21 protein-coding genes are annotated in these 24,003 nt (G+C 50.0%); 9 read left to right on the top strand and 12 right to left on the bottom strand.

Going from position 1 to position 24,003, the window contains the following annotated elements:
• Position 1: 1 nt before the first annotated feature.
• Positions 2-490, bottom strand: coding sequence for a GNAT family N-acetyltransferase (locus RIG61_06195; GenBank protein ID MEQ9618746.1), 489 nt, complete (start codon positions 488-490; stop codon positions 2-4).
• A gap of 229 nt (positions 491-719) precedes the next feature.
• Between RIG61_06195 and RIG61_06200 the strand changes: the two genes are divergently transcribed.
• From RIG61_06200 to RIG61_06210, 3 genes are all read left to right on the top strand, one after another.
• A complete protein-coding gene (locus tag RIG61_06200) occupies positions 720-1,553 on the top strand; it encodes a hypothetical protein (protein ID MEQ9618747.1) in 834 nt (277 codons plus the stop codon).
• 266 nt (positions 1,554-1,819) lie between these two features.
• A complete protein-coding gene (locus tag RIG61_06205) occupies positions 1,820-2,407 on the top strand; it encodes a hypothetical protein (GenBank protein MEQ9618748.1) in 588 nt (195 codons plus the stop codon).
• A 125-nt stretch (positions 2,408-2,532) separates the two neighbouring features.
• Positions 2,533-3,147, top strand: coding sequence for a YceI family protein (locus RIG61_06210; GenBank protein ID MEQ9618749.1), 615 nt, complete (start codon positions 2,533-2,535; stop codon positions 3,145-3,147).
• Between the two features lie 74 nt (positions 3,148-3,221).
• Here the strand turns inward: RIG61_06210 and RIG61_06215 are convergent, their stop codons facing one another.
• The 4 genes from RIG61_06215 to RIG61_06230 form a co-directional block, all read right to left on the bottom strand.
• A complete protein-coding gene (locus RIG61_06215) occupies positions 3,222-3,824 on the bottom strand; it encodes a hypothetical protein (protein ID MEQ9618750.1) in 603 nt (200 codons plus the stop codon).
• Positions 3,825-3,956: 132 nt separating this feature from the next.
• Positions 3,957-4,613, bottom strand: a complete 657-nt coding sequence (locus RIG61_06220; GenBank protein MEQ9618751.1) for a metallophosphoesterase family protein — start codon at positions 4,611-4,613, stop codon at positions 3,957-3,959.
• Between the two features lie 26 nt (positions 4,614-4,639).
• The gene (locus RIG61_06225; GenBank protein MEQ9618752.1) at positions 4,640-5,245 is read right to left on the bottom strand and encodes a diadenylate cyclase; all 606 of its coding nucleotides are present in this window, start codon (positions 5,243-5,245) and stop codon (positions 4,640-4,642) included.
• A 122-nt stretch (positions 5,246-5,367) separates the two neighbouring features.
• A complete protein-coding gene (locus RIG61_06230; GenBank protein MEQ9618753.1) occupies positions 5,368-6,741 on the bottom strand; it encodes an FAD-containing oxidoreductase in 1,374 nt (457 codons plus the stop codon).
• 220 nt (positions 6,742-6,961) lie between these two features.
• Between RIG61_06230 and RIG61_06235 the strand changes: the two genes are divergently transcribed.
• The 5 genes from RIG61_06235 to RIG61_06255 all read left to right on the top strand — a co-directional run bounded on the left by RIG61_06235 (position 6,962) and on the right by RIG61_06255 (position 12,440).
• Positions 6,962-8,656 carry a thiamine pyrophosphate-binding protein gene (locus tag RIG61_06235; GenBank protein MEQ9618754.1) on the top strand — a complete coding sequence of 565 codons (1,695 nt, stop codon included), beginning with the start codon at positions 6,962-6,964 and terminating at the stop codon, positions 8,654-8,656.
• Positions 8,657-9,329: 673 nt separating this feature from the next.
• Complete coding sequence (locus RIG61_06240) at positions 9,330-10,064, top strand: SDR family oxidoreductase (protein ID MEQ9618755.1); 735 nt, start codon at positions 9,330-9,332, stop codon at positions 10,062-10,064.
• 90 nt (positions 10,065-10,154) lie between these two features.
• Positions 10,155-11,177 carry a M42 family peptidase gene (locus RIG61_06245; protein ID MEQ9618756.1) on the top strand — a complete coding sequence of 341 codons (1,023 nt, stop codon included), beginning with the start codon at positions 10,155-10,157 and terminating at the stop codon, positions 11,175-11,177.
• A 24-nt stretch (positions 11,178-11,201) separates the two neighbouring features.
• Complete coding sequence (locus RIG61_06250) at positions 11,202-12,026, top strand: hypothetical protein (GenBank protein MEQ9618757.1); 825 nt, start codon at positions 11,202-11,204, stop codon at positions 12,024-12,026.
• Between the two features lie 57 nt (positions 12,027-12,083).
• On the top strand, positions 12,084-12,440 hold the full coding sequence (locus RIG61_06255; protein MEQ9618758.1) for a hypothetical protein: 357 nt from the start codon (positions 12,084-12,086) through the stop codon (positions 12,438-12,440).
• 45 nt (positions 12,441-12,485) lie between these two features.
• Here the strand turns inward: RIG61_06255 and RIG61_06260 are convergent, their stop codons facing one another.
• The 3 genes from RIG61_06260 to ptsP all read right to left on the bottom strand — a co-directional run bounded on the left by RIG61_06260 (position 12,486) and on the right by ptsP (position 17,305).
• Positions 12,486-13,793 (bottom strand): citrate synthase, encoded by a 1,308-nt coding sequence (locus tag RIG61_06260; GenBank protein MEQ9618759.1) that lies wholly within the window; start codon positions 13,791-13,793, stop codon positions 12,486-12,488.
• A gap of 242 nt (positions 13,794-14,035) precedes the next feature.
• Positions 14,036-14,938: a site-2 protease family protein gene (locus RIG61_06265; GenBank protein ID MEQ9618760.1), complete on the bottom strand. Its 903-nt coding sequence runs from the start codon at positions 14,936-14,938 to the stop codon at positions 14,036-14,038.
• Between the two features lie 63 nt (positions 14,939-15,001).
• A complete protein-coding gene (ptsP, locus tag RIG61_06270; protein MEQ9618761.1) occupies positions 15,002-17,305 on the bottom strand; it encodes a phosphoenolpyruvate--protein phosphotransferase in 2,304 nt (767 codons plus the stop codon).
• Positions 17,306-17,639: 334 nt separating this feature from the next.
• Here ptsP and RIG61_06275 point away from each other — a divergent pair, with 334 nt between their 5' ends.
• On the top strand, positions 17,640-19,067 hold the full coding sequence (locus RIG61_06275; protein MEQ9618762.1) for an FAD-dependent oxidoreductase: 1,428 nt from the start codon (positions 17,640-17,642) through the stop codon (positions 19,065-19,067).
• A gap of 11 nt (positions 19,068-19,078) precedes the next feature.
• On the opposite strand, the gene RIG61_06280 is transcribed toward RIG61_06275, so the two are convergent.
• The 4 genes from RIG61_06280 to RIG61_06295 form a co-directional block, all read right to left on the bottom strand.
• Positions 19,079-21,094, bottom strand: coding sequence for a ribonuclease catalytic domain-containing protein (locus RIG61_06280; protein ID MEQ9618763.1), 2,016 nt, complete (start codon positions 21,092-21,094; stop codon positions 19,079-19,081).
• Positions 21,095-21,244: 150 nt separating this feature from the next.
• A complete protein-coding gene (locus RIG61_06285) occupies positions 21,245-21,586 on the bottom strand; it encodes a DUF5329 family protein (protein ID MEQ9618764.1) in 342 nt (113 codons plus the stop codon).
• A gap of 35 nt (positions 21,587-21,621) precedes the next feature.
• Positions 21,622-23,235, bottom strand: coding sequence for a CTP synthase (locus RIG61_06290; GenBank protein ID MEQ9618765.1), 1,614 nt, complete (start codon positions 23,233-23,235; stop codon positions 21,622-21,624).
• Between the two features lie 170 nt (positions 23,236-23,405).
• Positions 23,406-23,996 carry an XTP/dITP diphosphatase gene (locus RIG61_06295; GenBank protein MEQ9618766.1) on the bottom strand — a complete coding sequence of 197 codons (591 nt, stop codon included), beginning with the start codon at positions 23,994-23,996 and terminating at the stop codon, positions 23,406-23,408.
• Positions 23,997-24,003 lie beyond the last annotated feature (7 nt).

Genomic DNA, 24,003 nt, shown 5'->3' on the forward strand with positions numbered 1-24,003 from the left:
CTCAGGACCAGGGCTCTCTGTAGTAATAGACGAAGTTGGCGACCTTCGGACGCTCTGTCCACCCCATTTTCTTATAGAACCCGAATTTGTATGAAGGTTTTTCCTTTCCGTTAGTCAGCATGAGCCTCATGCACCCCCTCTCTTCCCCTTCTTTCATTACGTGCTCGATAAGCGCCCTCCCTGTTCCCTTGCCGCCGGCCGAAGGGCTTACGAATACGTCTGAGACATATCCTTCCCAGCTTCCCAGCATAACGAACGGGACCCAATGGACGGTTGTAAAGCCGACTACGTTTTCTTCTTCGTCGACCGCGACGAGCATCGAATGTCCTTCTTTGTCTCTGTCGCAATGCTCTATCAGCCCCTCGATCGGCTGTGATACTTCCTCCAGAGGAAGGGAGTTCCTCTTCTCCGACCACCCGATCTCCCTCAGTATTTCCGCCATGCGTGCCGCGTCCCCTGTTTTTGCTTTCCGTATCGTTATTTCAGACATCCGGCGCTCCCTCGAATTGAAAGTATTTACCAGAGTAGAATATCAAAATAAACGCAGAAGTGAATAAACGAATTGATTGATAAATAGATTTGCTCCCCGGATTTAATGTTGTAAGGACTCGCCAAGTCTGATAATGTGTGTGCAGTTATCAGTTTATTATTCTAACGCCTTCTCCAGCCTGCAAGCTTTATATGGCGTACTTGAGAAATGTTTGATGGAGGATGAATATATGCGCGCATCAAGTTACAAACTAAAAAACTTCGGTCTGGATTCTTTCCTGTTTTATTTTTTCTGCTTTTCCGCCCTGGCTTTCATGACATATCAGTCAAACGCGCTTGGAATTGAGTTTGAGGTTAACAGCGCGTCCGGGCCTTTCATCTCCGCGGAGCAAGAGGTACTCTGGGACCAGACTGACAACGTATCGGGATTTGCCATACCGTCTCAGAATTTTACGGACCCGGGCGGAGTCAATGATGCGTTTGACAGTCTCGCGGCCGACGATTTTCTGATCCCGGGCCCTTTATCCTGGAGCGTTCAAACCGTCACCGCGCTTGGTTTTTATAACTGCCCCTGTCAGGCGGATTCGGTAAATATAATTTTTTTTGCTGATGACGGAGGGCTGCCCGGAGAAGACGTTCCCGGCTGCAATTATCAGGGAATCCAGCCTGCGGACGCGAGCAATCCTAATTTAACTACTGACCTTCCGGAGCCCTGCTTGCTGGAGCCGGGCGTTTATTGGGTTACCGTACAGGTAAATATGCCCGCTGACGGTACGGACCAGTGGTTTTTCAGCGAGAGAACGGTTCAGACTCTCAGCCCTTTTGCGTTCGAGAATCCGGGAGACGGGTTCTCTACAGGGTGCGTTACGTTCTCACCCGCTCAGGCGGAATGCGGCGCTACTTCTCCGGACCTGAACTTCCGGATTATCGGAGATGAGGTTCAACCGCAGGTTATCACCAATATTCCCTCGCTCCGCGAATGGGGAATGATTATAATGGCCGCGGTCTTGGGACTGATGGCAACTGCGGCTATTGCTGTGAGAAAAAGGGGAATCAAAGTATAACTCTCTCAATATCTCTAACGAGAAAAAGTAGTGAACAGAAGGACGGAGAGCTTTAGGTTTTCCGCGCGGTTCCCGTTTTCGAATTACATTTTAAGAGCTATTTCTGTATAACGGCATAAACCCGAGGGTATGGGACTTATTACGACGCTTTAAAGAAGATGTTTTTCAAAAGCTTCCCGACCTGCAAATCACATACTTATGCGAAGAGACAGCTTGACACTCGAATAGTAATGTTTCTAAAATTGATATATTTATCGGAGGCTCTTATGAAAAAAGTTCTTTTTGTATACGTTATGGTTGTGATTTCAGGACTACCGTTTAGCTCCGATACATCGGCGGAGTCTAAAAGCGGTAGCGAAAGCGGAAAGGTATGCAACAATGAATACGTACTTTGCACATCGGCGCCCTGTATTCCGGATCCAAGCAGTCCTGACTCAAAGGCAATTTGCAGCTGTGAAGTAAACAGAGGCCCGAACTTCGGAATGTCGGATTGCGAAGCTCGTAAACCATCGACTGATTCAAACGGGGTTAAAAAAGCACTCTCGACATACTCGTTTGCTCAGGCTCCTGCAAAGCCCGTACTCTCGTGTCCCGAGGGAAAGCCCTGGACCGATTGCCTCGATCAACCCTGCATCGTGGATCCGATAAACCCGCTAAAGGCTATATGTACGTGCAGGATAGTACGTGACCGGCCCTTTGTTACATATGGAGGGGAATGTAATACGTTTACGTGCGATAACGCTTATTGGTCGGCTGCGACTCTTGCATCATTTATGGAGGGTAGTTCGATGCTGGCCGAGGCAATGGGGCTTGAGAGCATTCCGGCTGCATTTTGTCCCGGCATGAAGCCATAGAATAAACTCAATAGTGTTTCCGTATATTGCATGCGTTAATTACTCATGATTTTTTGAATCTCGGAAACCTTTCTCTCATCATAAAGTTTAAATATTTAATAATCATTCAGACAGGAGGTAGTATCATGAAATTACTCAAGGGATTTGTTTCGGTCCTGCTTATAGCAGGCGCTCTCGCTTTCTCAGGAGCATCAGAGCCACGTGCGGAAGTCGTCGAGTACGTAATCGACCCCGCCCATTCGCAGGTTATATTCAAGGTGAAGCATATGGGCATCAGCACGGTAACGGGAAGGTTCGACGAGTTTGAGGGTTCTTATGCTTTCGATGAGGAGAACCCGGGCGATTCGAAGGTTGATGCCGTTATCACGACTTCCAGCATAGATACTAATGAGGATGACAGGGACGATCACCTGAAGTCACCCGATTTCCTCGACGTGGAGAAAAACCCGACCATTACGTTTAAGAGTAAAGAGGTGAAGAAAGGAGAGGGAAAAGAATTTACGATTGTCGGCGATCTTACTATTAACGGCGTCACAAAAGAGGTTGAGCTCGACGCCGAATACGGCGGAAGCGCTACCGACCCGAGGGGTAACGAACGCACCGCTTTCACTGCCGAGACGACGATAGACAGAAAGGATTACGGAATTACGTGGAACAAAACGCTTGACGCGGGAGGGCTGGTCGTAGGAAACGATGTCAAGATTATTCTCGAAGTTGAAGGCATTAAAAAGAAGAGCTGACGACCGATAATAAGGTTAGTATAAGCCGGGGAGGTGTCCTGAAACGCCTCCCCGGCTGTCTTTACACTCGATAATCAGGGCTGGTTTTGCTTCATTAATTCTCTCATATCGGTTTCTGTAATTTTTGCGTTGCCGATTTTACAAATGTCCCCCGGCTCGGATGCGTTTCTCTTTACCTCAACGGCGGTTTCCTTTATCGATACGCCCGCCGTATCCACGGAAGACTCTACAGTTATCAGGTCTTCCGTAACACAGGCCCTGGCCCCTCCCTTCAATTCCCATTCTTTACACTTTTCCCCGTTCACGACCGTTTCACCTGTAACCTTGCCTCCCATCCCGGTCATAAACTCTTCGCTGAACTCTTTAGGGTCTCTGCCCTGCATGCTCTTATATATCTCTCCGAACATGGGGTTTTTCATCTTGGTGCCCGTATTATCGTCCAGGTTGATAGTGTATATCCACTGCTCGCCGTTATCGATAAGGGTTATGATTTTTTCGTTCTTTTTGATGCTCCCCACATTGGCCATCGTAATTTCGGATACCTCTTTCCAGCAGATTGTTCTTCCCCAGTCCTTGGAGTACTGGATCTTCTCTCCTTCGACGTTCCCCTCGATCTTGTACTTGGCGCTGTAGGTTTTAAGGGGATGAAGCTTCTGCTCTTGCGCATGCGAGTCCAATATCGGCCCTCCGAGAAATAACAGAGCAATTGACAATGAGAATACATATATCATGCAGTACTTCATATATGATGTATTACCGACTGTCAACATTGAAATACCTCCGGTTTCCTTTAATTAGAGATGAAGTTCTCAGAATTTTCTTATCTCCAGTGTGTTTATTTTATCCGTAACGTCCAGATATGCGTACGAGCGCGTACCCAGAGGCCCCGGGTTCACTATTTTTGTAGCCCCGATCTCGTCAATTCCCGGCGCCTCGTGTATATGGCCGGTAAAACATACGAGAGGCTGTATTTTTTCGATGAATTCCCTTACGCTTGAGCTCCCTACGTGGACTCCGCTTGAAAGTTTGTCGCTGGACGTGTTCAGAGGCGGCTGGTGTGAAACTAGAATCACGGGAACGCCCGTATCGGAATCCCAGACGGATTTCTCGAGAATATCGGTCAGTTCCTCTTCGGAATACTCATTGGGTGTCTTGGTCGGACAGGGGAGCGACCCGCCCGCCCCTATGACAGATAAACCGTCGAGCTTCACGCTCTGCCCGTGTAGATTCATATTCCGTGCGAACAGGTAATCGTCTATTTCCTTCGTATCACAGTTCCCGGTAACCGCCAGAATTTCCCCGTTATAGGTCTTTATTAATTCTATGATCTCCTCTGCGTCTTTCTCGCCTCCGAATTGCGTCAGGTCTCCTCCGATGATTACGAGATCCGAGTTTGAAAGCACTTCGCCCAACTCGTTGATAGGTTCAGCATTGCCGTGAATATCCACTATGTATGTTATAATCATGATTTATTTCCCCGGGGAATGAATAGTTAACTGGTACCTACGACTGAGATTTCTTCTTCGGACTTGGCTTCAAAAGACTCCCGCAGCTCCGAGGTATATTGTCTCAGCATCCAGACTTCAGGGATAAACTCCCCAATTATCTCGCCGTTATCGAATACCCTTACCATCGAGCTTTCGGACACCACAACCGCGACCGCGTTTGTCTTTTTCGTAATTGACGCCGCCGCCACGTGCCTGCTGCCGAGCCCGAGGGGAAGACTGATTCCCCTTGTGGTGGCGTTGATATACCTGCACGCAGAAATCACCACTCCCTCGTCGGACACTATGAACGCGCCGTCGAGCTGCGCCAGTTCCTTCACCGTCTCCCTCATATTCGGGTCATCGATCTTCTTTTTGCTGTCGGGATGCCCGTAAAGCGGGTCCAGTATAAGGGGGCGGGAATTTCGGAGAGTCTCCTTGGTATCGGAGACAACGAACATAGTCCCGATCTTCTTCCCCTCCCTTCCCTCGCGTGCAATTTCCATCGCCAGCCTCAGAACCCTTTCAAGCGTGTCTATATTAACCTTGCGCTCCGGGCAGCAAATATCCGAGAGCAGCCTTCTGTGGGCTTCAATTCTTTTTTCCAGGTCCATTTATCAACGTTCCGTTATTGATCTTTACTTCTATAGATTAATATAACTGATAATTGATTCATATTCCCGTGAGAAAGCACTTTATAAGGGGCGTCGAGCATATACAACAATATACACTTAATCTACTCAAGCGGTTTCAACTCCCCAAGCATTGTGGGAATAAGCTCAGACACTGTGGGGTGAATATGCATAGCCCTCTTGATTACGGTGTAGGGCTGTTTCGCGTACATAACGTCCAGTATCGAGTGTATCACCTCGTCGCCCTCGACTCCCAGTATTGCGGCGCCCAGTATTTCGTCCGTATCAGCGTCAACGACGATTTTCATGAAACCGTCCGTCTCCCCCTTTTCCACTGCCCTCGACACACGGGTCATCATTCTCTTTCCCACGAGGGCTTTTCTGCCCGATTTTCTGACCTGGCTCTCGGTCATTCCCGCCCTCCCGAGGGGAGGGTCTACGAAGAGGGCATAGGTCATTATCCTGTCGCTAACTCGTCTCGGGTCATTGTCCAGAATATTCGCCGCCGCTATCTCGAAGTCGTTATATGAGGTATGGGTGAACGCGCCCTCTCCGTTACAGTCGCCGAGAGCCCATATTCCCTCGACGTTGGTTCTCAACTGGTCGTCCACCTTGATGTACCCCCTTTCGTCCGTCTCGACCCCGGCGTTTTCAAGCCCCAGGTCGCCCGTATTCGGAATTCGCCCGACCGCCCACAGGAGGTGAGTCCCTGAAACATTTCTGTCCCCGCTCTCGCAGTCAACTATAACCTCAACGCCTTCGGGATGTTTCCCGGCGTTAATACAGTGGGCATCCAGCCTGATGTTGATCCCTTCTTTCTCCATAATCTCCTTTACGGCGTCCGAGACGTCCTCGTCCTCGTGCCCTATGAGTCTCGGTCCCTTCTCTATTATCGTGACCTCGCTCCCGAACCTCCTGTACATCTGTCCGAACTCAAGCCCGATATAGCTGCCTCCGATTATAAGCAGGTGCTCCGGCAGAAAATCGACTCCCATCATCCCTGTATTCGTAAAATAGGGGACATCCTGCTCCATGGCGGGGACACGCGCCCTACCCCCGACGTTTATAAAAATTTTATCCGCTTCCAGCAGTTCCCCGTTAACGCTAACCGTCCTCGGCGATTCGAACCGGCCGTGGCCTTCATAGACTGTAACGTTCTTCATCCCCTTTACCCACTCCTCGACTCCCTTGTTCGAGCTTCCCGCCACCGCGTCCTTTCTCTCCTTTACCTTCTTCATATCCGTCTTAACTTCGCCCTCTATCGTTACCCCGTATTTCGAGGCGGTCCTGGCGACATGAGCGGCCCTCGCGCTTGCGACGAGAGTCTTCGTGGGAATGCAGCCTGTGTTCACGCAGGTGCCTCCGAAGAGTTTTCTCTCCAGTATTGCCACCTTCATTCCCGCCTGAGAGAAGCGCTCCGCAAGCGGGGGACCCGCCTGCCCGGTGCCTATTATTATCGCGTCATAATTCTTCGCCATTTTATTTCTCCTGTGATGATATGTGAATTTAAGCAAATACGCCGCATACAGAAGCCATTATACAATCTTGAATGTACTGCCGACAAATATATTTTATTTGTTTTGAGAATCTGCTTTAATAGGTATATGATGTTATGTTAATAAAATCGGTTCCAACTTTACGGAACGTCTAAAACGTAGTACTTGAAAGTTTATTTCTAAATTGTGAGGATATTTAAACATGAGCGGAACTAATCAGGTGTCGATCGGGTCGTACCTGGCCTCTAGGCTCGAGGAAGCAGGTGTGCGCCACTACTTTGCAGTGCCGGGTGATTATAACCTGGCTCTGTTGGACGAGCTCTTAAAGAACCCGCGTCTCAAAATGATAGGCTGCTGTAACGAGCTCAACGCCGGCTACGCCGCGGACGGGTACGCGAGGGCCAACGGTATCGCGGCTCAGGTGGTCACTTTTTCCGTAGGGGGTCTGAGCGCGCTTAACGCGATTGCGGGGGCTTATGCGGAGGACCTGCCGGTGATATTAATCTCGGGCGGCCCCAATACGAATTCTGAAGTAGAGAACCAGCTTCTCCACCATACGACCGGAGAGGTCCATTACGGCTATCAGAGGGATATTTTCTCTCACGTAACTGCCTCGTCCGTAATAATCAAGCACCTGGACGATGCGCCCTATCTGATAGACAGGGCTATCAAGACCTGCATCGCGGAGCGTAAGCCCGTATATATAGAGATACCGTGCAACGTCGCCGGTTTAAAAATACCCCCGCCTGAGTACAAGAGTTTTAACGAAGAGAGAACAGGAGACCCCGATGTGCTGGCCGAGGCGGTAAATAAGACCGTGGAATTACTCGGCCCGGTCCCCAAGCCGGTTCTCGTGGCCGGGGCCAGGCTCAAGACGCACGGCGGGGTCGACGCGTTCAGGAAGCTTATGGACGCCTCCGATTATGCCGTTGCCTCCATGGCTGACGCGAAGGGCGTTGTCCCCGAGGATCACCCCAACTATATCGGCACCTACTGGGGACCGGTGAGCAGTACGGGGACGAACGAGATAGTGGAGTCGGCGAATATGTATCTCTTCGCGGGCCCCAGATTTACGGATTATACGACTTGCGGTTTTTCGGCGCTCATAGATCAAAAAAAGCTTATCCAGGCAGGGCCCAATTTCGTCAAGGTCCCCGGCTTCACGTACAACGGCGTCATGCTGGGGGAATATCTCGAACAACTGGCCGGGAAGATAAAGCCCAACAACGCCTCCCTTCAGGCATTTAACCGCGTACGCCGGGACTTCGCGCCCGAGCCTGCCTTGAAGAAGAACGCTCCCGTTACCACGAGACGGCTGTTCGCGCAGGTGCAGGAGATGCTGGACGCCGACAAGACCGTAATAGCCGAGACGGGAGATTCATGGTTTAACACGATGAAGCTCGATCTTCCCCCGGGGTGCGGCTTCGAGATACAGATGCAGTACGGCTCGATAGGATGGTCCGTAGGGGCTACTCTCGGCTGCGCGCTAGGGAGCCCCGAGGGAAAACGGGTCGTCTCTTTTGTGGGTGACGGCTCTTTTCAGCTCACCGCGCAGGAAATTTCGACAATAATACGCTACGGACTGAATCCGATTATATTTCTCATTAACAACGGCGGATACACGATAGAGGTCGAGATACACGACGGCCCCTATAACAATATCAAGAACTGGGACTATGCCGGGCTCGTCGATGTATTCAACGCCGGTGAGGGTAACGGATGGTCCGCGAGGGTAAAGACTGAGGGCGAGCTTGCGGACGCCATCAAGCACGCCTCATCTCACGACGGGTTTTGCCTGATAGAGGTTATTATAGACCGGGACGACTGCAGCAAGGAGCTTTTAGAGTGGGGAAGCAGGGTCTCGTCAAACAACGGCCGCCCCCCGAGGGTTTTGTAGAAGGGTCGGACTGATCGCTCGTCATTGCGAGAACGGTTTCGAGCAAGTGAGGAACCGGACGCCGTTGGCTAATTGCAGACAAGTGTATATCATGAGTTCTGGTTAATAAAAACAAAGTGACGAGGCAATCTATAATTTATCTTGAGGTTGCCCCCCCTTCCTGGTTAAATTCTCCGCTGTATTGAATATTTCGAGTTTCACCGCGACCACCAACCCTATACCCTGTCGGAATGTCGGAAAGTGTCTCATATCAGTCATTCTGAATTTATTTCAGAATCTCGTTTTTAAATCCGCTCATCCTGAGCGCACACATAGTGTGCAGTCGAAGGATGTCATTTCGAACAACGATTGTGATGAATAAGAACAATCGGATATCCCGGCACATATTGTGTCATTTTGAAGCGAAGCTGAGAAATCTAGTGTTTATCCCTTTTATGCTCCCTGACAAAAACAAATGATAGATTTCTCAAGGAGTTTATCCTGAGTTTATCGACGGGCCCGAAATGACACCTCCCATCCTGACCTTCCCCCTCCTAAGGGGAAGGAAATAATAAAAGAAGGGGTTTGCAGGAATATCGCAGAATCACGCTACTTCCGAAGAAAGTCCAATTAGCAATATCTCCCGCTATATTCTATTATCTTATTCACAAGATTCGAATACGGGAGAAACAAGATGCTTGGAAAAGTCGCCTTAATTACAGGGGGGGCGAGAGGCATAGGCAGGGAAATAGCCTACGCCCTCGCTGACAGGGGATGGTCGGTCGCCGTTTGCTACAGGACCAGCGAGAAGGACGCAGAATACACGGCAGGGGAAATAGAAAGGCGCGGGGGCAGAGGGCTTCATCACAAGTGCGACGTATCCGACCCCCAGGCAGCGGAGGGTCTTATAAAAAAAGTAGAGAAGGAATGGGGCAGGATAGACGCGCTCATTAACTGCGCCGGGCCCTATCACCGTGTAAATCTCTTAAAAGAAACAGTCGAGGGGTGGAACGATATGTTCGACAATAACCTCCATCCGGTCTTTTATCTGAGCCGCGCCGTGTCAGAAGGCATGATCGAGCGGGGCCGGGGAAGGATTATAAACTTCGGCATGGCGAACGCGGACAGGATGAACGCACAGACCGAGATAACCGCCCATTACATCGCAAAAGCCGGGGTCCTGATACTGACCCGCTCCCTCGCCCGCCTTCTTGCCCCTCACGGTATTACCGTGAACGCGATTTCCCCCGGTTTTATAGATTCGGGAAGCGCCCCAGGAGAGGAGCTTCAAAGTATGGTAAAGAGAATACCGGCGGGTTATGTGGGAACTACTGGCGACGCCGTCGGGACGGCTTTATTCCTGCTCTCGGAAGAGGCGAGGTACGTAAACGGGACGAATATTCACCTGAGCGGCGGCTGGGGGCTATAGAAAACCACGTACCATAAAACTCCGGCAGTAGCTCCGCGCTCAAACTGGACTTCATTCAAACGTTGGTTATAATCAATTCCCGCTATGGATATGGAACTTCTAAAATCGCTCTGCGAAGCCCCCGGTCTTCCGGGCTCGGAAGAGCCGGTCAAGAAAATCATATCGAAAACATTCTCCGAGTTCACGGACGAAATTACTGAGGATGCTCTAGGCAACATAATAGCGCACATCCCCGGCAAAGGGCCCAGGCTCGTCGTAGACGCCCACACGGACGAAGTTGGGTTTATGGTCAATCATATAGACGAGAAGGGATTTTTGCGCGTAACGCCGCTCGGCGGAATAGACCCGAGGGTTTTCTACGCGCAGAGGATTACCGTTTGGGGCAAGAGGCCGCTTACGGGAATCGTCGCCGCCATACCGCCCCACATAAGCCGCGACACCAACAACAAGGAAGTTCCCGAAGTGGAGGACTGCGTCGTTGACCTGGGGTTATCGGCGGATAAGGTAAAGGGGCTTGTAAAGGTCGGGGATGTAGCCTCGTTTTGTTATCCGTTCGAGGAGACCGAGGACGCGGTGCTATCCAAAGCCCTTGACGACAGGGTCGCGCTTTTTGTTATGATTGAAGCTATCAGGAAAAAACCTAAACTCGGCTGCGACCTCTATCTCACAGCTACAGTTCAGGAGGAGGTTGGCCTCAGAGGAGCGAGGGTAATAGTTCCCGTGTACGAGCCCGATTTTGCGATCGCCCTTGAGGGCACTGTCGCGATGGACGTCCCGGGCATTCCGGACTATAAAACTCTCGCTAACACGGAAAAGGGCCCTGAAATCAGGCTCTCGGACAGATTCCTGGTCGCTCACAGGCCTTTCAGCCAGTTCATTATGGACACCGCCAAGAGTAAAAGTATACCCTATCAGGTGACCGTAAAGAAAGCGGGAAGCACAAACGCCACCGCCATGCAGGTAACGGGCAAGGGCAGCCGCGCCGCAGCGGTTTCCGTTCCCGTAAGATACCTTCACAGCCCGAGTAACCTAGCCTATAAATCGGATATTCGGCATACTATCAACCTCGTTTTTTCCGTTATAGAGAATATTAAGAATTTTGGGAAGAAGTAACTGTTAGGATAAACTTTTCCTGTAATGGCGATTAAGTTTAATCCCGGGTTAATAATAATCGTGGCGCTTTTGATATCCTTCCATTCCGCGGAATCCTTTTCGGAGAGCGTGAAACATCAGGCAGCCGGGGAGGCAGCCGGTCTTGATGAGGCTTGGGAGGTTCTATCCGGCTACCATAAAGACCCTCATAAGATAAAAAAGTCTATCGATATGACGGAGGGGATTCTAAGAAAAGACCCCCGAAATGTTGAAGCCCTTCTTTTTCTCTCCCGCTTATGGCTCACTCAGGGCTACGTCATGACCCAAAGCAGGGAGGAGCTCATACGCGCCTTCGAGGAAGGGAAGAACACGGCGGAAAAAGCTCTGGAGATAGAGCCCGAGAACGCGGACGCCCATTTCTTCTACGTCGCCAATCTGGCGTCTCTCGGGGACGCGAAGGGATTATTCAATTCTCTTTTCATGCTTCCGGAGGTCAGAAGGGAGCTCGACATGATACTCGAACTCGATCCCGGCCACCCAGAGGGACTGGCGATGAACGGGGCGCTTTACTATTATCTTCCGGGAATTCTCGGAGGAGACCTGTATATTTCAGAGGTGTATCTGAGGAGGGCGCTTTCAGTAAACCCTCACCTCTCATCAGCAAGGATTTACCTTGCGATGAATCTCTACAAACAAAAGAAGTACGATGAGACGAAAAAAGTTCTGCTCGAACTAATAAATGATAAAGAGCCGAGTTTTTATCCCGACTGGTATCTGAACAGGAGATACGCGCTAAAAATTCTCAGGCAGATAAATAAAGAAATGAGGAAGCAAACTGCTAAAGGGTCGGGGAATGAAATTCTAAATTGATTCCCGGTCAGCAGTTTGTGAAAGAGAAACGGTTAATCTGGTATATTGGAGAATGACATGTATCTGGAAGAGCTCGTCGCATTATTCGAATCCGCCTCGGACTGCTTTCCCCAGCTAAAGAACGAAAGGACGAGGGAAGAGCTGAGACTGGCTATACGCGGAAAGAAATACGACCTTCAGGACAAGGCTCTCATAGAGGCCATAATCAGGGACGACAGCGAGGAAATCACCGATTCCTTTTTAAGCGGGCTTGAGAAGATAAGAGGAAATCTGGATAAGGATAGAAATATGGATGATTATCTGAAAAGTACGGAAGGGACAAGGGAAGCGATTAATATCTACATCGCCTCCCTCGAACATTTGATTAATTTCTATTATAACAATCTGGTGGGCAAGCACTTCTCCAGCACGTAGGGGGCCTTCAAAAGAAGGTCCACCCGTTCCGCGCGTTTTGACCGCTTACTTTTTCTTCTTTTTCTTGCCTCTTTCCACCATCGGCACGTATTCCCGGTTCATCTCACCCAGGTAAACCTGCCTCGGGCGCGCGATCCTTCTTTCAGGGTCGTTCAGAAGCTCTATCCACTGAGCGAGCCACCCGGAAGTACGCGCTATCGCGAACAGAACTGTAAACATCTCAACCGGTATTCCCATGCTCTGATAAATCAGGCCTGAATAGAAATCCACGTTCGGATACAGTTTCCGCTGCACGAAATAATCGTCCTCAAGCGCGATTCTCTCGAGCTCCAGAGCGATGTCCAGGAGCGGGTTCTTGCCCTTGACCTCGAAAACGTCGTATGCGACTTCTTTTATTATCTTGGCCCTCGGATCGTAGGATTTATAGACACGGTGACCGAATCCCATAAGCCTGAATTCACCGGCTTTCGCCCTCTTTATATATTCGGGGATTCTATCGACCGAGCCTATCTCCCTGAGCATCTGTAAAACGCCCTCGTTGGCTCCGCCGTGAAGCGGCCCGTAAAGCGCAGCGATAGCTGCTGCGGTCGCAGAATACGGGTCGGGATGCGAGCTCCCTACGTTACGCATGGCGCTTGCGCTGCAGTTCTGCTCGTGGTCGGCATGGAGTATGAACAATACATCAACGGCCCTTTCAATTACAGGGTCCGGCTTGTACTTGAGCTCGGTCATTTTAAAGAGCATATTGAGGAAGTTCCCCGCGTAGCTCAGATCATTATCGGGATACGCGTAGGGCATCCCCTTTGTGTGACGGTACGCGAACGCCGCCATGGTAGGCATCTTCGCTATTAATCTGTGAACCTGAATGTCGCGAACTTCCTCGTTGAAAATATCCTTGGCTTCCGGATAAAAAGTCGAAAGAGCGCCCACGGTTCCGAGCAGCATACCCATCGGGTGGGCGTCGTAGCGGAACCCGTCCATAAATTTCTTTATATTTTCGTGTATGATCGTATGGTGCAGTATGTTGTACATCCACTCGTCGTATTGTGATTTCGTAGGCAGCTCTCCGAATAGAAGCAGATAAGCCACTTCAAGGTAATTGCTCTTCTCGGCAAGCTCTTCGATAGGATAGCCCCTGTACATGAGAACGCCGTTATCTCCGTCTATGTACGTGACGCGGCTCGTACACGCGGCGGTGTTACTCATGGCCGGGTCATAGCTCATCATCCCGAAATCGTCATCCTTAACCTTAATCTGACGCAGATCCATAGCCTTGATCGTATCGTTTTCTATCGGAACTTCGTAAGACTTCCCAGTCCTGTTGTCAGTAATGCTTAATGTATCCTTTGCCACTTCAATTCCTCCTTGTACGCTGTTGTTTCACACAAATTGTTTTAAATTTGCCTTATTGTCAATTCAATTTTAACGGAGTTTTGCTCGAACTGCGAAGCGTCTGCGAACAAGTAAATTTACCTTAACACGAAAATTTTTCAATATTAACAAAAAATTTCGGGTAACCCCGGATAAGGCTTTGTTTCCCGGTTAATGAAAAAATCGTTGACAGGCGCGGAGCCCCCTATCGTAAACCGGAAAGGCTATGCCAATTTGATCGGCACGGGTGTGATGCATCCGACAAATATCAAAAGTGAAATGAACCCCAGCAGCCTTCTTCTGCCGCCGAGTTCAGCCTCTTCATGTATTGTAGGCGGGTGTTTGGTTCCCATCAGTGTTAGGAGAACCGCCCAGAGAATCCAGCCGGGCCAGCCTTCAAACGCAGGAACCTGGCTCATGAATGACGGGGCACCGCTTCCGGCATATCTGTCCGCGAGTATTATCAGCGGCTCGGTTCCAATCCCGAATACTACTAATAACGTGATCATGGATATAGAGATTATTCGGTGGTATTTCCTGGAAAAAAGCGCATAGACTATATGGCCTCCGTCCAGCTGTCCGGACGGTATCAGGTTAAGAGCGGTAACGAATAAACCGACCCAGCCCGCAAACGCGACAGGGTGAAGGAACAAATCCTTGCCCTCGGGGAGCTTCCCGAAAAGCATATCCGAGAAAAATGTAAATATAAGCGGAGAACCGAGTAACAACCCCTCTCCTCCCTCCCCGCTCAGATCCACTACACTGGAGAGTTTAATACCCAGTATAAGGACGGGGATACTGGCCGCGATGCCCGCCAGCGGTCCGGCGATTCCTATATCGAACAGAGCTTTTTTGCTTGAGATCGGAGACTTTATCTTGATGAAAGCCCCGAAAGTGCCTATGGGAGAGATAAACGGCGGCGCGGGAATGAAATAGGGCGGCGTGATTTGAACTCCGTACTTTCTCCCGTACATATAGTGCCCCATTTCATGGGCTCCTAATATGAAAAGGAGGGACGCGGAAAAAGAGACGGCGCTTACTATAGTTCCCCCGAAAGAGAGCCCCGTAATAAACGTCGTACCTACAGTCAACAGGAATAGAATTATGTGGATTTTTTTAAATCTCATCGGCAGGGTCTTAAAAATACACTAGTGCGTGAAAAATAAAAGTATTCCACTAACGGGCTTTTTCTACTCTATCTCTATCAGAGCGGGATCCACGGATTCAAGCACCTCTATCAAATATCTCTCTATTTCGTTCTTTTTTCTGAATGTCAGGATGTCTCGCCTAACGGCGCTGAGCGTATGTTTGTCAATTTTCCTGCATAAATGTCTTATGTACGGCACATGAGAAGGCGACACGCTCAGCTGCCTGTACCCGAGCGCAATCAGGCCGAGCGCCCCGGACGCCGTACCGGCAAGCTCCCCGCAAACAGATACATCCATTCCTGAGTAGCGGGTTTTATAATATATGTCGTCGAGCACTCGGATAACAGCGGGGTGGAAGCCCGAGTAAAGGTGTCCCACTACGTTCGAGTTTCTGTCGACCGCGAGAAGGTACTGGATAAGATCGTTCGTTCCGACTGATATAAAATCTATTATATCCTTGAAATCGTCGAGCTGGTAAAGGATAGCCGGCACCTCCATCATAATACCGAGCGGGGGCATATCCTCACGGTTAATACCGATTTGCTTCGCGCTCTGCTCGATCATTTCCCTTGCCGTCTCCACTTCCCACAGGTTCGTTATCATGGGCAGCAGTATTCTGAACCTGTGTCCCTTTTTCTGCGCCAGCAGCACAGATCTCACCTGGTCTCTGAATAGTTCTAGGTACTCCATCGAAAATCTTATCGCTCTCAAACCCAGGAGCGGATTGTCCTCTCTCGGAAAGTCGAAATACGGAAGCAGCTTGTCGGCTCCTATATCAAGGGTCCTTACCGTAACATATCCCTCGAAATCCTTCGCCAGATCCTTATACATCCTTATCTGCTCCCTTACTCCGGGCCATTTGGCGTACTGGCTGAAAGCGAATTCGGTTCGGAACAGCCCTACGTTCTTTACACCGTACTGCTTCGCCATCTGTATATCTACGGGAAAACCGATATTTGCGGAGATTTTTACCGAAAGTCCGTTTTCGTCGTTACCGTCCCTGGCCGCCTCCTCTATATCCTGCCTGATCTTCGCGAACCTGCTGTACGTATTCTCGTATTCTGCAATGAGGCTTTCATCGGGATTTGAGAATATAAATCCCGTCTTGCCGTCAACGATTACCTTTTCCCCGGGTTTCAAATGGCTTGTAATTTTATCGACTCCGGCAACCGCCGGTATTCCCAGTGATTTGGCTATAATCACGGCATGAGATGTTTCGCCTCCCCTTTCGATTATCACCGCGGATACCTTGTTTCTGAAAAGCATGGATATGAAGGACGGACCGATATCGTAAGCTACGAGTACAGAGCCTTCCGTAGGTTCCGACTGTACGCCGCGGCCCTTTTTTAATTTCATCAGCTCTTGAAGTATTCTTTCCCCGATATCTCTGAAATCATCCGCCTTTTCCCTGAGATAACGGTCGGTCAGGTTATCGAACTGCTGCGCGATTGACTCAATTCCCTCAATCACGGCAAGCTCGGCGGGTATATTCTCCTCCTTGAGTTTTTTCTCTATCGTGCTCTTGAAAGTGGAGCCTTGGAGTATCAACAGGTGCGCCCTGAATATGTCTATCTCCGCCTTTGATAACATGGCTTCCGTGCCGAGCGTCTCGATAAGCTGGCTAAGGTCGTCTTCCACGTTTTTGAGCGCTTTGCCGAGTCTCTCTTTTTCTATCTTGGGGCTGGCCGGGAGCAGATCGTCGGCGTTTATCTGACGAAACAGGCCCCGGAAGATATAGACGTTGCCGATAGCGACTCCTGTTGACACCCCTTTTCCCTGATAGGTCCTGGTTTCATGCTTGACTATGGACGGGGTTTTGAGCCTCTCAAGCCTGTCCGCTACCTCGAGCAGACCCGCCAGTCTCGACGCTATAATCTGAAACAGGGTTTCTTCCGCCGGATTTATAAGTCTCCTGTCCTTGGTCTGGCCGACGAGAACGCCGATGCACTTGTTCTGAAGCAGTATGGGCATACCGATATAACTCTCGTACTCCTCCTCCCCTATCTCTGGAAAGTACCTGTAGCGAGGATGCTCCGAGGCAGGCATAACTGTGACGGGCCTGGATGTCTCGAATACGAGTCCCGTAAGACCTTCGTCAGGACTTAGCGCAATGGGGTGTCTTGCGGGATCGACGGTAAGCCCCTTCGTCGCCTTGAGCGTTAAAACATTTTTTTCGCCGTCCCATAGGTACACCGAGACCACATCGAAGTGAAGAGAGCTTGCTATTTTATTGACGACCCTTTTTAAAATAGTATTGAGGCCTGTCGACTTATTGACGAGATCACTTATTTCCTGGACGATTTTCAGATGAAAATCCGCTCTCTCGATTGTTTTTTTTGTGGTCATATCAGGATAAAGTCCCCGGTTGATTGCGACCGCTTAGTGATTATTATTTATACATTCTCAGGCTCTAATGTATATTTATTAACAATCAATTTGAATCCGCTCTATCACCGACACGTCAATATCGGGATTCGATCATGTAACGACAATGACTTAGCTGCAATATGTACATACAAAGTCAGCATTTGGTATATTTATTGCTTAATTTATAATACTCGGTAATAAACCCCGTGCATACTTCATGAAAAAGATAAGCACGCTTAACGCTTAGTCAATATATCCGGTCATAGAGGTTTCAGAACGGAGCAGAACGCAAAAATTTAAAAGGATATTCATAATGGAACAAAGTTTGGAAGAAAACAGAATTATACGAATAGCTATAATCGGCTCCGGTCCGGCGGGTTTTTACGCCGCCGAGCATCTATTCAAACAGAGTGAATTCGACTGCGAAATAGACGTGTTCGACAGGCTCCCAACCCCTCACGGACTCGTTCGCTCGGGCGTTGCGCCCGATCACCAGAAAATCAAATCGGTTACCAGGGTGTACGATAAAATAGCGTCTCATCCGAAATTCCGCTTTTTCGGTAACGTTGAGTACGGCAAGCACATTAAGCTCAAAGACCTCAAGGAACATTACCACATCATTGTGTTCGCCACAGGCGCTCAGACGGACAGAAGGCTGAATATACCGGGCGAGGAGCTTACGGGAAGCCACACCGCTACCGAATTCGTAGCCTGGTATAACGGACATCCCGATTACCGGCACCTGAGTTTCGACCTCTCGAAGGAAAGCGTGGCGATAATAGGGGTCGGAAATGTCGCGGTAGATGTGGCGAGGATACTCTGCCGCTCCAAGGAGGAGCTTACGGAAACGGATATTGCGGACTACGCGCTCGAAGCGCTTGAAAAGAGCCGGGTAAGGGACGTGTACATGCTCGGGCGGAGAGGACCGCTTCAGGCCGCTTTTACAAATCCGGAAATCAGGGAGCTGGGCAAGCTTGCGGACGCCCATGCCCTGACGTATTCCGAAGAGATAGTGGTTGACGAATCCACGCTGGAGGCGCTTGAGGCGAATAAGGATCTGTCGGCGATAAAGAAGATGGAGATACTGAAGTCTTACTCCGAGCGTAAAAGCAACCCGAAAGCCAGGAGGCTTCATATAAGGTTTCTGGTCTCACCCGTGGAAATAGTCGGGGACGAGGACGGAAATGTTGCCGCCCTTAAAATTGTAAGGAACGAGCTCTATCAAGCGGAAGACGGGAGCATGCGCTCAAGGCCCACCGATACTTTTGAGGAGCTTGAAGCGGGTCTGGTATTCCGTTCGGTAGGTTATCAGGGTGTTCCCCTTCCGGACGTTCCCTTTCACGAAAAGTGGGGTGTCATAAATAACGAAAAAGGACGGGTAACAGACGTTGAGACGGGTGAGCATATACAGGGTCTCTATGCCACGGGGTGGATAAAGAGGGGACCGACCGGGGTAATAGGAACCAACAAACAGGATTCGGGCGAGACCGTGCAGTGTATTATGGAGGATGTAAGGGACGGGAAAATAAATGACCCTGTAAAACATAAGCCGGACAGGATAGAGGAGATGATAAGAAAGGTCCAGCCCGAATATATAACCTACGAGGACTGGCTCAGGCTTAACGAGCTTGAGGTAGAGAGGGGAAAATCGCTCGGACGCCCACGCCTGAAGTACACAAGCGTGGAGGAGATGCTCGAGGCTCTCAAAAACAAGGATAAGGCGGCAAACGATGAGTCATAAAATTCACTCCTTTAACTCGGCACCACCGCCAGTCTCAGGGTTCTCCTGAGCGGGTCAACCTTCTGCACAAGAAGCTTTACACTCTTTCCTTCTTCCAGCGCCGCGTCCGAGCCGGGGTTTACGGTAGTTTCGAAAAGATAGTCCGGCAGATACACGCTCGCTCTCGTGTCGGGTACGGAGCTGATGATCCCCTCGATTACACCGCCCTCAAGGGTTTTAAGATATTTATAAAGCCAGTATTTCTCCCTCTGTCTCTGAACCGTTTTCTTGTCCCTTACACCTATCTCTACTCTGGGATAGAGGTTCTCGAGCTCGTCCTCGGTATAGGCCGTATCGCCATAAAGAAGGTCAGACACGATTTGTCTCTGGATGATCAGGTCCGTGTATCTTCTTATAGGCGAAGTTGCCTGTGTATAGACGTCGAGACCGAGTGATTTATGGGGTTCGGGATTAAGCCCGACTCTCGGAGCGCGCATGAACCTTACTATGCGCACCGGATAAAGCGGGTCCGTTGCGTCGTAAGACCGGGCCTCTTCGGACACTGCCTCCGGCTGAGAGCGGTAAATCCCCGGTATCTCTCTTTCTCTGAGGTAATTTCCCGCCATTCGGTTCATGAGTATCATCATTTCCGCAACCACAACATGGGCTTCGGAGTTCATATAGTTCTTCCAAACCGTTATCTCTCCGTCTTCCGTGATTCCTATTTTTAACTGTGGAAGCTGCACTATAAGAGCGCCCGCTTCGAGTCTTCGCCGCCTCAGCTCAAGCGCTATCTCTCTTAATTTGATACCCTCCGGGTCACTCAGGAAGTAATCCGTACCCTCCGGATAGCTCAGGTTTCCGCGTACCCGTATAATAGAGTTCGTAAAGCGGTGGCTTTTGATGTTTAGCTCCTCGTCGAACAGAATAAGAAGGGAAAGTGAAGCCCTTTGTGTTTTCTGAGTGAGGCTCAGCTTCCCGGTTATCAGCCGCGGCGGGAACATATGAATGCGCTTTTCGGGCAGATAGATAGTCTCTCCGCGCCTCGCCGCCTCTTCATCCGTGTCGCTCCACTTGGGGACGAACGCCGCTACGTTTGCTATATGAATCCCGACAAGCAGTCCCTCCGGAGTGGAGGTCACAGACAGCGCATCGTCTATATCCTCGGTGTTCTCGTCGTCTATGGAGAATATTTCGAGGTCCCTCAAATCCTCAAAACCCTCTCGGGGGAGAGGCTCATCCATAATTCTATCCGTCTCGGATTCAACCGAATCAGGGAAATCCTCGCGTATAGATAATCTTTTAAGGACAGGGTCTTCGTCCTCTTCCCAACCGCCCGCTCTAATGAGGAACTCTACCGCCCCTTCCACGTCCCTGACGCCGACCTCCGAGAGGAGGGATTTAACCTCGCCCGCGCGGTTGTACTTATCGAGGTGAATTATGTACTCCCTGATCATATTAATGCACTCCGCGGGATCAAAACCGTCATATTGCTTTTGCGTTGTTCCGCTTATGACCCCCTTCGCCCAGTAAAGCGCCTGCTCGCGCTGCTCCTTCCTTTTTTCCTCGGCCTCTTTTTTGCGGATTATATCTTCCGCTTCCTCGCGCGTCCTGGGCTCGTAACCGGACTCGCCTCTCCTGAAATACTCCTCGTTTTTATCCACCGCCCAGAATAAAACGAGCGCGTCGTCGTCCTTTACCTCTTTATCCCCGAAATAAAGCTCTTTCATATCCTCGAACATTATTTCGTCTTCGGTATCCTGAATGCACTCCCATATTATGACGAGATCAACCTCGTCCTTTTTTTCTTCGAGGTGCCTTCTCATTTCTCTTAATTTAAGTTTTTTTTCAGACTGCGTGTGCTCGCCCTCTATCTTTATTCCGCTGGAGAAGGCGATTTTTTGCAGATCGATACTTATCTCCTTCCCCTCTTCGGAAAACACGGACACCTTATCGTTTACAGCGCCCGCGAATATCCCTAAAGAGGGCTCCTTACGTTTTCTGAAGAGGATTAATTCGTTTTGAGAAGGAAGCTTCGATACAGTCATGAACTATCTATTCTAATTCCGGCGTGAGTGTTTTACAAAATGAAGCGCTATATTATAGCAGAAAGGGCATAATTTTCATCGTAAATTATCATATTCCGGTCTGGCGATATTTATTGCGCGCGCCATCGGTGGTTCAACCGCACGGTTATCTCACCGGTTCGATTTACTTTGCCCTCTAAAATTTATCAGCTCCCGAAGGAGCCAGTCTCCCGACTTAACCGGCTCTGAGTCAGCGCAATGAACGAAGTAAAATTTCCCGCTCATAGTGCTCTTTGTGGCCGAATATTCAATAAAGGTTTCTGTTGACGTAATCTCATCCCTGAAATAACCATACTTCTTATTAATATGGCTGTAAGCCCTCCCGCCGTCATACATAGTGCCGTTCCTCTCGAATTTACAGTCCGTATTCCTGACGAACGTGAGAAGATGCTCTACCTCGGGCTTTTGCGAATCCGGCACGTCGGCAAAAGAGGGGACTGCTGACAGAACCATATAGAGGAATACTGCGACAAAAATGTACCCGGGTTTCATGAGGCGGAAAGGGAGGATTTGTACTCCATCGCCACTTTTATGAAGTCTCTGAAAAGGGGGTGAGGATTGCGGGGGGTCGATTTGAACTCCGGATGGAACTGACAGCCCAGGAACCAGGGGTGGTTTGAAAGCTCTATAATCTCGACGAGCCTATTGTCAGGCGATACGCCGCTAAGCGTAAGGCCGTGCTCTGTCAGAGTATCGCGGTAGGAATTACTCACTTCGTATCTGTGCCTGTGGCGCTCGGAAATTTTCTCCACTTTATACGCGGCGTACGCGAGTGTGTCTTTTATGAGCTTGCACGGATAGGCTCCAAGTCTCATCGTTCCTCCGAGGTCGCTTACGTCTCTTTGATCTTCCATAAGATCAATCACCGCGTTTTCCACATCTTCGCCGCACTCCCTCGAATGGGCGTACTTTATTCCGCAGACGTTTCTCGAGAACTCGACTACCGCCATCTGCATACCGAGACAGATACCGAAAAAGGGCACCTTGTTTTCCCTGGCGAATCTGACCGCCTGAACCTTGCCCTCGAATCCCCGTTTCCCGAATCCTCCCGGCACAAGCACCCCGTGGACGTCGCTCAGTAGTGACTCCACTCCCTCGGCTTCTATGTCCTCCGAGTCCACGTACTTAATTTCAACATGGGAAGCGTTCGCCATTCCTCCGTGCGCGAGCGCCTCGTGAAGGCTCTTGTAGGAATCTTTCAGGCTCACGTATTTCCCAACCACCCCTATTGTGACTTCAGTCGCGGGGTGGGCGAATTTATACGCGATTTCCTCCCAGGCGGAAATATCGGGTTTTCTGGTCCACATCTTCAGGTACTCGATAATTGTTTCGTCGAGTTTTTCACGGTAAAAGTTAATCGGCACCTCATAGATCGAATCCACGTCCACGGCTGTGATAACGGCTTCTTTTTTTACATTACAGAAGAGAGCAACCTTGTCTTTTATATCCCGGGGAAGGAACCTGTCCGTCCTGCAGAGAAGAATATCCGGCTGGATACCTATCTGGAGCAAATCCTTTACGCTGTGCTGTGTGGGTTTCGATTTAAGCTCCCCGGCCGCGGCCAGGTACGGAACATAAGTGAGATGGATGAATAACGTGTTCTCCCTTCCGAGCTCGGTCCTCAACTGTCTGACCGCTTCCAGAAACGGGAGGCTCTCGATGTCGCCCACCGTTCCGCCTATCTCGACTATTACGACGTCGTTGTCCTCGGCCACAGCCAATACACGCTCTTTAATCTCGTCCGTTATATGGGGTATCACCTGCACGGTTTTGCCCAGATACTGCCCTTCCCTTTCCTTTGTTATCACCGAATCGTAAACCTTGCCGGTAGTAAAATTATTCTTTTTAGAGAGCCTCGCGTTCGTGAACCGCTGGTAGTGTCCGAGGTCGAGGTCGGTTTCGGCGCCGTCGTCCGTTACATAGACCTCTCCGTGCTGGAATGGATTCATAGTGCCGGGATCAACGTTAATGTAGGGGTCGAGCTTCTGAAGGGTTACCTGAAGTCCCCTGCTTTCAAGGAGCGTGCCAATCGACGCGGCGGCGAGACCCTTCCCCAGGGACGACATAACACCACCTGTTATGAATATAAACTTAGTCTTCAATTAGCAATTCCCTCAGTGAAAAAGATCGAATTATTCGGGGGGACCGTTCAGGTCTTTACTAATATATTCCAAAGAGCAGAATCTTGCAATACTGAAATAATAAAAAATTAATAATAATAAATCTTGTGTGACCTAATTCGAAGCCTGCAAGATCTGCGGCGAGGAGCGGACTAAAGGGTTTTACTGCGGAGATTATTTATTAACAACTGAGCCGCCCGCGCCCTGTGGCTGATCTCATTCTTCAGCCCGGGAGGAATCTCGGCCATTGCTTTACCGTACTCCGGAAGAAAAAAGACAGGGTCGTAACCGAAACCGCCCTCTCCCCTGGGCTCGGTTAGAATGACGCCCTCGCAGGTGCCTTCGACAACCGTTTCCCCGCCTTCCGGGGTGACCAGAGCGAGGCAGCAGACAAACCTGGCTTTCCTGTCGTCGATGCCGTTTAACTCGCGAAGGAGCTTAAGTATATTGTCCTCGTCGGAAGCGTTTTCACCCGCGTATCTCGCCGAATACACCCCCGGCTCTCCGCCCAGCGCGTCCACTTCCAGCCCCGAATCATCCGCAAGCGCGGCTCTTCCCGAGAACTGCGCGATAGCCCGCGCCTTTTTAAGGGCGTTTTCCCGGAAGGTCGCGCCGTCCTCTGTCACCTCGGGAGGAGAATCCAGATCGCTGAGTGAAATGACTTTGGCGAAAATCCCCTGGAGTAGCCCTGAGAATTCCCTGACTTTTCCACTGTTACGCGTTGCGAGCACAACTTCTTTTATCATATCC

The sequence above is a fragment of the Deltaproteobacteria bacterium genome, assembly GCA_040223695.1.
GTDB lineage: Bacteria > Desulfobacterota_D > UBA1144 > Nemesobacterales > UBA2774 > JAVKFU01.

Bases quoted from the DNA above. Each gene is read 5' to 3' on its own strand.
- RIG61_06220 (MEQ9618751.1), bottom strand. From the start codon at position 4,613: ATGATTATAACATACATAGTGGATATTCACGGCAATGCTGAACCTATC.
- RIG61_06280 (MEQ9618763.1), bottom strand. From the start codon at position 21,094: ATGACTGTATCGAAGCTTCCTTCTCAAAACGAATTAATCCTCTTCAGA.
- ptsP (MEQ9618761.1), bottom strand. From the start codon at position 17,305: ATGACCACAAAAAAAACAATCGAGAGAGCGGATTTTCATCTGAAAATC.
- RIG61_06245 (MEQ9618756.1), top strand. From the start codon at position 10,155: ATGGAACTTCTAAAATCGCTCTGCGAAGCCCCCGGTCTTCCGGGCTCG.
- RIG61_06200 (MEQ9618747.1), top strand. From the start codon at position 720: ATGCGCGCATCAAGTTACAAACTAAAAAACTTCGGTCTGGATTCTTTC.
- RIG61_06195 (MEQ9618746.1), bottom strand. From the start codon at position 490: ATGTCTGAAATAACGATACGGAAAGCAAAAACAGGGGACGCGGCACGC.
- RIG61_06265 (MEQ9618760.1), bottom strand. From the start codon at position 14,938: ATGAGATTTAAAAAAATCCACATAATTCTATTCCTGTTGACTGTAGGT.
- RIG61_06205 (MEQ9618748.1), top strand. From the start codon at position 1,820: ATGAAAAAAGTTCTTTTTGTATACGTTATGGTTGTGATTTCAGGACTA.
- RIG61_06235 (MEQ9618754.1), top strand. From the start codon at position 6,962: ATGAGCGGAACTAATCAGGTGTCGATCGGGTCGTACCTGGCCTCTAGG.
- RIG61_06240 (MEQ9618755.1), top strand. From the start codon at position 9,330: ATGCTTGGAAAAGTCGCCTTAATTACAGGGGGGGCGAGAGGCATAGGC.
- RIG61_06210 (MEQ9618749.1), top strand. From the start codon at position 2,533: ATGAAATTACTCAAGGGATTTGTTTCGGTCCTGCTTATAGCAGGCGCT.
- RIG61_06225 (MEQ9618752.1), bottom strand. From the start codon at position 5,245: ATGGACCTGGAAAAAAGAATTGAAGCCCACAGAAGGCTGCTCTCGGAT.
- RIG61_06285 (MEQ9618764.1), bottom strand. From the start codon at position 21,586: ATGGTTCTGTCAGCAGTCCCCTCTTTTGCCGACGTGCCGGATTCGCAA.
- RIG61_06255 (MEQ9618758.1), top strand. From the start codon at position 12,084: ATGTATCTGGAAGAGCTCGTCGCATTATTCGAATCCGCCTCGGACTGC.
- RIG61_06250 (MEQ9618757.1), top strand. From the start codon at position 11,202: ATGGCGATTAAGTTTAATCCCGGGTTAATAATAATCGTGGCGCTTTTG.
- RIG61_06230 (MEQ9618753.1), bottom strand. From the start codon at position 6,741: ATGGCGAAGAATTATGACGCGATAATAATAGGCACCGGGCAGGCGGGT.
- RIG61_06275 (MEQ9618762.1), top strand. From the start codon at position 17,640: ATGGAACAAAGTTTGGAAGAAAACAGAATTATACGAATAGCTATAATC.